The sequence below is a fragment of the Chamaesiphon sp. OTE_20_metabat_361 genome (assembly GCF_031364565.1).
Genome location: NZ_JANLWO010000057.1, coordinates 1 through 7,672 on the forward strand (window position 1 = coordinate 1; position 7,672 = coordinate 7,672).

Below are 7,672 nucleotides of genomic sequence, written 5' to 3' on the forward strand. Positions count from 1 at the left end.
ATATCGACAGGCCAACACCACCATTCTGGGGTTCCAAAATCCTCAAGGATGAAATCTCCCTAGAAGATCTATTCTGGCACATGGATCTCCAAGCCCTAATCGCCGGACAATGGCAATTCCGTAAACCCAAAGACCAAACTCGCGAAGAATACGACGCATTCCTCGCCGAAAAAGTCCATCCGATCCTCGAAGAGTGGAAAGCCAAAATCCTCACAGGCGAATGGCTCGAACCCCAACTGATCTACGGTTACTTCCCCTGTACCGCCGAAGGTAACTCCGTCCACGTCTACGATCCCAGCGTGATCGAGCAAGGCTTAACGCCCCAAACAGCTACCCCCGTAGTCACCTGGACATTCCCCCGCCAAAAATCCATGCGTCGCCTCTGTCTGGCTGATTTCTTCCGCCCCCTATCAGAGAATAAATTCGACGTATTCCCGATGCAAGCGGTGACGATGGGCGAAATCGCCAGCGAGCAAGCCCAAGTGTTATTCAAAGCCGATAACTATGCCAACTATCTCTACTTTCACGGGATGGCTGTCCAAATGGCGGAAGGTTTAGCCGAATGGGGACACGCCCGCATCCGCAAGGAGTTGGGTTATGGGGATCTGGAGCCAGATAATATTCGCGATATGTTGGCGCAACGCTATCAGGGTTCGCGGTATAGTTTCGGCTATCCAGCTTGTCCGAATGTGGCGGATCAATTACATCAGTTGAAAATCATGGGTACCGAGCGGATGGGGATGACGATGGATGAGAGCGAACAGCTATATCCTGAGCAGTCTACAACTGCGTTGATTGTCTATCATCCGACAGCTAAGTACTTTAGTGCTTAGGATTGGTTAAATCCATGTGAAGTAGACCTGTCAAATCTTGTCTACAACCTGAAATTTAGATAGTGGGTAATGCCCACTATCTAAATCTTTTACTTACCAATGTAAAAATAGATTATGTCTTTAAGATTAGAATGTGATAACCAAGGTGGTGTAATAATAGCTGACAAATCCTTTTTTCAGAATCCAGATCCAGAGAAAATAGGGATTTCTTATGTTTTTGATATTGCGTTAGATAGAGAGGGAGGAACTGAATTAATTTGTGATTTTAATGAAGAATGGAATCAAGTATGGTGCAGAGAAACATTATTTTTGGTAAATGAAATCAATAACGGAAATTTTTCATTTGTCACTTTGCCTGTCGGTGATTTTAATTTAGAAATACTAGACAACAAAATCATTAAAGATGACATGTGCTTTTTTGTTGAAAGCAAAATTGAGGTTAAGACGCAAGAAATTTTGCTATTTGAAGCTGGTAGCTGGCTAGAGGATATAGATATAGGAGATGTAAAGCCATCATATAAAATAGATCTAGAAAATGGATGGTATAACATTCAAATGCAAATTGACAATCGTATAGAAAACGAATCTGAAGATAGTTACCTAGTCGGTAATATGTTAATTAACATAAGCAGAACAGAAGAGAGCATCAATCCACTTCTTGAACTTCCCTGTTATCAAAATTGGCTTTCTATAAATAATTAGTTTGGTATAACGGGCAAGCTTTCAAAATAAAGATCCTATTTCAATACTGGATTATGCCCACAAATTCTAACTATCGAGTTGTCGATCGATTATGTCCAATTGATCGATCGATATTGACGCTCGATCGATCCTGGCACAATCCGCGATGATATTAATGTTGATTTCTTTGGTTGCGATCGGGTAGTGTAGGCAAAGCTCGATCGATTTGGGGTTGGTTCGATCGAGCTGTTTTGATTCGATCGGGTGGTGGTGGGATTCGATCGCCAGATGTCGAAAGGGCAATAGCGATCTACAATAGAAAGTAGCAGTATTTAGCTAAATTATCATGAATACTAAAGAGCTAATCGTCAGCGAACTAGAATCAACATCAGAAGACCTATTATCTGAAGTGTTACAGTTTGTTAAATCTATTAAACGTCAACAGCCTGTATCGAGCTCAACAACAGCACGCCAACGCATACCTAATTTAGAGCAGGGTAAAATTATCATGAGTGATGATTTTAACGAACCATTACCTGATTCCTTTTGGTTGGGAGTCGATGAGTGAAGGTCATTTTAGATACACAAGTATTAATTTGGTGGGCAAATGATGTATCGAATATTTCCGATCGCGTCCAGAATATTATCTTTGATGTAGACAACGAACTATTGGTTAGCTTGGCAAGTATTTGGGAGATTCAGATTAAAATTTCTTTGGGTAAATTAAGTTTGCCTCGACCTTTACCAGATATTATCGCAACACAAGTTAGCGAAAATCAGATTAAAATTATGCAGATTGAGTTATCGCATATTTATACGCTCGATCTGTTACCACTTCATCATCGCGACCCTTTCGATAGAATAATCATTGCTCAAGCTATGAATGAGAAAATATTAATAGCTAGTATAGACAAAGCCTTTGATGCTTATTCGATCGAGAGAATTTGGTGAAATTATAACAACTAGATTAGAGTATCTGTGATGAATACTAGATTAGAAGTTCAGTCAGCTATTAAGCAATTACCAAAAGATGAAATTCGCGAGCTGTCAAAATGGCTGCAAGAATATCTAGATAAAAAGTGCGATCGGCAGATAGATCTAGATGTTGGGCTAGAAGTTAATCCAGCAGTTATTGAGCAATTGTTAGCGATTCGCCAGAATAAAAGTCTAACTCTGACAACAGAAGAGGTAAAACAGCGGCTGGGATCGATCGAAGAGGAGCATCTGATATTAAAGTTTGCAGGTATTTTTGAAGACGACTCAGATTTTGAGGCCGTAGTAGCTAATATCGAAACCGATAGATCGGCTACAATTGAATAGCAAAGGACAAATAGAATATGTCAGAACAATTAGAAGAACGACTGACATTATTAGAAGCTGAAGTCGATCGACTTAAACGTAAAATCGATCCAACCCCTGTCAATTTACCTTGGTGGGAAAAAATAGCTGGAACCTTTGCAGAAAATTCCGCCTATGATGAAGCAATGAAATTGGGGCGGGAGTATCGAGAATCCGATCGAACAACGGCTGTGGATGCAGTAGATGAGTAGATGTACATATTAGATACAGATCATCTCAGCGATTCTCCGTTCTAATCCAGAGATACTTCCGACACTGAGGATGTGTACTTGCCCACCTATTGCCAGAGATCGACTCATTGGGTTATCTGGTGTCGCGGAGAGTGTCGTTAAACGAATGGAGATTTATGGTAAATTACCTGTGAGACTGAGCATCGACCGTCTGAATGAAGAATTAGAAAAGATTGCCAGCATTATTTCAAGGCTTGCAGATCGAGATATTCTTCCCTGGCTCGATACGAATCAATCGCCAACAGAAACCGAAATTTACCGTGCATCTACTATTATCGCAGATCGTTTGTGTGGAGCATCAGCCGATCCGATCGTGCGGAATGCCCAAGAAGCAAGACAATTGAGAGAGATCGCTACATGGCTTGATGAGCGTGGTTATCGGTTATTATCTGCGACTCAAAGGGTGCGGTTTGATGAAATGCCACCAGGAACATATAGTTTTCGGTTGAATTTACCTGTCAATTTGATTGATGAGGGCGGAAAAACTGTTAATATTCCCATTGATGTGGTGATTATGCGTAAAACTGCTCAATCAGGCGACTATCCCCTTATCGATCGAAGCAAAATCGGCTGGTGACTTTGCAAATGTCAACAAGCGCAGAAAAGAAGAAGCCCGAAAAGTACAGCAACTTAACGCAACCTATGGCAATAAAATCGAGTTTGTTTTATTCTTATGTGGCTACTTCGATACTGGATATTTAGGCTACGAAGCGGCGGAAGGTATAGATTGGGTTTGGGAGCATCGCATCAATGACTTTGCAGAATTTGAATTATGAGCAATTTTTTGACATTGCTTCAACGGAAGCTCAGAGGATAATCGAACAAACACAACTAGATGCTGCTAAGAATTCCACCGAACGGAACCGTTTGGGTCAATTTGCGACACCGAATATATTAGCGATCGAAATTCTTAATTATTCAAAAACTTTACTTCCACCCGCTCGAAAAATTAGATTTTTAGATCCAGCAATTGGGACTGGTTCTTTTTACTCTGCTTTGCTGCAATCATTTTCGATCGATCGAATCGAAAGTGCGGTTGGGTATGAGATCGATTACCTACGGTAGGCTACGCCAACGAGATTTTGCTGAAACTGCCATTAAGTTATGGGCTAATACACCGCTCCAACTTAATATCGCCGATTTTACAGAAAGTATTGCACCGCAGAATGAAAAAGATAGGGCTAATTTATTAATTTGTAACCCGCCTTATGTTCGACATCATCATCTATCGATCGACAAGAAAAAATCTCTCAAGGAACTAGGAATAGCAGCTACTGGCACTCAATTAAGTGGTCTTGCAGGTCTTTAATGCTACTTTTTATTAGCAGCACATCAATGGATGTCGCCAGATGGACTGGCTTGTTGGGTAATTCCGGCTGAGTTTATGGATGTAAATTATGGTAGAGAAATCAAAAAATATTTGCTCGATCGAGTCACATTAATTCGAGTTCATCGATTTGATGCTGATGAATTACAGTTTGAAAGTGCGCTAGTATCCACCTCAATTATTTGGTTTAAGAATACACCGCCAGTCGGTGAATACTCCGTAAAATTCACTTGTGGGGGAAGTATAAATGAGCCAATCTCCTCACATTCTGTTTCAACAAAGACTCTCAAAAAAGTATCAAAATGGAATCGATCCTCTACCCTAAGCGATCGGGTAACAAGAATCGAATCTGAGACTAAGCTGTCAGATCTATTTCAGATTAAGCGAGGAGTCGCTACCGGAGCTAATAACTTTTTTATTCTTACATCAGGACAGATCGATCTGTTTAATATTCCTAGCGAACTGTTAACCCCAATCTTACCGAGTCCTCGATACTTGATAGATACTGAAATATTTGCAGACGATCGAGGAAATCCTCAGATCGATCGTAGACTTTTCTTGCTAACCTGTAAACAGCAGCCAGAAGAATTATCTATTAACTATCCAGATGTTTGGAACTACCTTAAACAAGGCGTAGATGCTGGGATATCAGCGCGTTACTTGTGCAGCCATCGATCGTTATGGTATGTGCAAGAAAATAGAGATCCAGCAATATTTTTATGTCCGTATATGGGAAGAAATCAATCTAAAGATAGCAAATCTTTTCGCTTCATTCTTAACCATTCTAAAGCGATCGCCCCAAATGTTTATCTAATGATGTATCCAAAAGAATATTTATCAACTCTATTTGCAACAAATCCAGAACTGCCAAAATATATTTGGCAAGCCCTAAATTCAATCCCAATTCAAAGTCTGATTAATGAGGGTCGTGTTTATGGGGACGGATTGCATAAATTAGAACCAAGAGAATTAGCAAATGCACCAGCAGATCGCCTACTAAAAATCATAGAGAACTATAACCATCCAACATTAGTATAGGTAAAACGAGCCAGTTGTAATTGACATCGTGCGATCGGAAGCGGTACCTATCTACTTATCAGGTTGCATTGGCTGTGAGTTGATTGGGGGTAGCTATGCTGAAAGACATGGGGTTGAAAATTTAATTTTTGGTGCAATTATAACTATTGAGGAGAGTCTCGAAATGCTGGGGATTATTATCGGGATTTGGGGACTAATGACATATATTAACGACAACTATCAGCGAGTTCAGTTCGTGTTCGATCCAGTTGGGAAAAAATTCTAGTTCCCAGCCTCTAAAATCGAAAAATTAGCAACATCAGCACCCGCTTTACAAGCTAGAACGTATGTGTCAAATGCGCAAGTGTGTCATTGGCAATCGGCTCTATTTGGCTTTGCCTACGCTACGCGATCGAATATTATGTCTATAACTTTGATTTGTCGGATTAAGAGATGGACTACGATCTATCCCTAGAAATAATCATAGTCCATCCAGAAATCATTCTCACCATAGTTCAAGACAGATTGATTTAGACAAGGGTAATTAGGCTTTGTATGTGCTATGCGATCGAGAGAATTTGGCAACATTTATCTACCTATATTGTCACACCACACAAAAATCCCCGGCTAAAGCTCGATCGATCTGGCGGACTAGATCGATCGGTAAAAATGGTTTGGAAATGGTTTCGACGACACCGAGTTCGGTGAGGAGATCGCGATCGGGTAAATAGCGATTTGCGGTCAAGAGAATCACCGGGATCGATTTACGATCGGTATTAGCTCGCAACTGTCGCAAAAAAGCTAATCCATCCATTTCTGGCATCATCACATCGAGGACGATCGCGTCGGGACTGCTGGTTAAAACTCGATCCAATCCTTCCTGTCCTGATGATACGGCACATACCTCCCAACCTTTGAGTTTGTGCAGACACATCGAGACAACCTCGCGAATATTTCGATCGTCATCAATTACCAAAACTCGTTTGGTAACTTCACTATTTAGATCGCCATTTGAGACTCGATCTTGTTGCGTAGTGCGGGTAGATTTGGAGTGACGGCTCGACTGTTTTTTGTCGAGATATTTATCGAGTGCTTTGACGATCGAGCGCGCTTCGATCGGTTTACCGAGAAATCCATTTGCGCCGACAAATTTAGTCCGAACTCTGTCGATCAACCCGTCATTACCCGTTAAAATGATAATCGGCACATCTACTAATGATGGCGTTTTCCGAATTTGTTCGCACACCTCGTAGCCATTAGTCACTGGCATGACTAAATCCAAGAAGATCAAGTCGGGTTTATTTCTGATCAGACTGGGCAAAATTTTGAGTGGATCTTGTACCCCAAAAGCTCGACAGCCATGCTCGACGATAATTTTTTCTAAATGCTTGTAGACAGAGAGACTATCATCGATACAAGCAATTAAGGGCAGGTGGCGATTCTCTTGCACAGAGGCTATGCCAACGACTCCCAGCTCGCCAGTATCCTTTGGGATAGTGATGTTCACAAGATCTAACTCTGAAGTTAGCTGGCGGTCGCGATCTAATTGTCGGCGATCGGTTGTGGCTTGTCTAGCGATCGATAACGTAATTAGTCCAGCTTCGATCGGTTGGGATAAAGATTTAGCTACGTCGAGTAGTTTTTGCTGGTGATGAATTGCTAGACTGCGTAGCGATTTACTACCATCAATCGACGAAACGATCGACTTCAAATCCCGATTATTCGCAAAGTCATCAATTTTAGCTGAGGGATGAATCAGTGGAAATAGACTGGGCGCACAAGTTCCTAAGCCATGCTGTTCCCATTCCTGCCACGTTTGAATCGTTTTACTCAGCAGTGGTTTAATGTCTAGTAATGGGATAGCCGATTTTAAATTATTATTGCTTTCTTTAAGTGTAATGAAGCGATAAGCTAGTCGATCTTGTTGATTTTGGCTGAACTGAATGATGTCAAACAAAACCTCTTCTACTACATATTTTTGAGCGATTTTATTAGAATTTAAAAATATTTCTTGATGATTGTTAGATTTGACTAGTCGATCGAGCGGCACATTTAGTGAAGCTAATGCTAGATTTCTTTCCCACCGTTCGATCGCATCGATGCCGCCACTGATTCCGGCTAATTCTCCTGCCGAAAAACATAACATCCAGCTCGGCACATTTACTACTTGGATAATGAGATTACCACTTAAAGCACTTGCTTTAATATGATTAAATTCCGAGAGT

General features: G+C 41.1%; 13 protein-coding genes. 11 read left to right on the top strand and 2 right to left on the bottom strand.

The genetic code is table 11. From position 1 onward, the window contains the following. Positions 1–833 (top strand): vitamin B12 dependent-methionine synthase activation domain-containing protein (locus RMO35_RS01475; RefSeq protein WP_309738054.1); only part of this gene is annotated, 833 nt, incomplete at its 5' end. 114 nt (positions 834–947) lie between these two features. After that, entirely contained in the window at positions 948–1,535 is a 588-nt protein-coding gene (locus RMO35_RS01480) for a hypothetical protein (RefSeq protein ID WP_309738056.1), read from the top strand. A 66-nt stretch (positions 1,536–1,601) separates the two neighbouring features. Here the strand turns inward: RMO35_RS01480 and RMO35_RS01485 are convergent, their stop codons facing one another. Further along, the gene (locus tag RMO35_RS01485; protein ID WP_309738057.1) at positions 1,602–1,817 is read right to left on the bottom strand and encodes a hypothetical protein; all 216 of its coding nucleotides are present in this window, start codon (positions 1,815–1,817) and stop codon (positions 1,602–1,604) included. A gap of 43 nt (positions 1,818–1,860) precedes the next feature. Here RMO35_RS01485 and RMO35_RS01490 point away from each other — a divergent pair, with 43 nt between their 5' ends. The 9 genes from RMO35_RS01490 to RMO35_RS01525 all read left to right on the top strand — a co-directional run bounded on the left by RMO35_RS01490 (position 1,861) and on the right by RMO35_RS01525 (position 5,468). Further along, positions 1,861–2,082, top strand: coding sequence for a hypothetical protein (locus RMO35_RS01490; RefSeq protein ID WP_309738058.1), 222 nt, complete (start codon positions 1,861–1,863; stop codon positions 2,080–2,082). Further along, positions 2,079–2,465: a type II toxin-antitoxin system VapC family toxin gene (locus tag RMO35_RS01495; protein ID WP_309738059.1), complete on the top strand. Its 387-nt coding sequence runs from the start codon at positions 2,079–2,081 to the stop codon at positions 2,463–2,465. The genes RMO35_RS01490 and RMO35_RS01495 overlap by 4 nt, the downstream gene beginning before the upstream one ends. Positions 2,466–2,495: 30 nt before the next feature. Continuing rightward, positions 2,496–2,834, top strand: a complete 339-nt coding sequence (locus tag RMO35_RS01500; protein ID WP_309738060.1) for a hypothetical protein — start codon at positions 2,496–2,498, stop codon at positions 2,832–2,834. Positions 2,835–2,851: 17 nt separating this feature from the next. Continuing rightward, on the top strand, positions 2,852–3,064 hold the full coding sequence (locus RMO35_RS01505) for a hypothetical protein (RefSeq protein WP_309738062.1): 213 nt from the start codon (positions 2,852–2,854) through the stop codon (positions 3,062–3,064). A gap of 70 nt (positions 3,065–3,134) precedes the next feature. Next, complete coding sequence (locus RMO35_RS01510) at positions 3,135–3,680, top strand: XamI family restriction endonuclease (RefSeq protein WP_396135582.1); 546 nt, start codon at positions 3,135–3,137, stop codon at positions 3,678–3,680. Further along, on the top strand, positions 3,658–3,879 hold the full coding sequence (locus RMO35_RS25130) for a XamI family restriction endonuclease (protein ID WP_396135583.1): 222 nt from the start codon (positions 3,658–3,660) through the stop codon (positions 3,877–3,879). Before RMO35_RS01510 ends, RMO35_RS25130 begins: the two co-directional genes overlap by 23 nt. Then, positions 3,854–4,168, top strand: coding sequence for a hypothetical protein (locus RMO35_RS01515; protein ID WP_309738063.1), 315 nt, complete (start codon positions 3,854–3,856; stop codon positions 4,166–4,168). Before RMO35_RS25130 ends, RMO35_RS01515 begins: the two co-directional genes overlap by 26 nt. After that, on the top strand, positions 4,146–4,412 hold the full coding sequence (locus tag RMO35_RS01520) for a hypothetical protein (RefSeq protein ID WP_309738065.1): 267 nt from the start codon (positions 4,146–4,148) through the stop codon (positions 4,410–4,412). The genes RMO35_RS01515 and RMO35_RS01520 overlap by 23 nt, the downstream gene beginning before the upstream one ends. Before the next feature lie 30 nt (positions 4,413–4,442). Further along, entirely contained in the window at positions 4,443–5,468 is a 1,026-nt protein-coding gene (locus tag RMO35_RS01525) for a hypothetical protein (protein ID WP_309738067.1), read from the top strand. Between the two features lie 583 nt (positions 5,469–6,051). Here the strand turns inward: RMO35_RS01525 and RMO35_RS01530 are convergent. Next, positions 6,052–7,672, bottom strand: a 1,621-nt coding sequence (locus RMO35_RS01530; protein WP_309738068.1) for a response regulator, incomplete at its 5' end; no start/stop codon positions are given.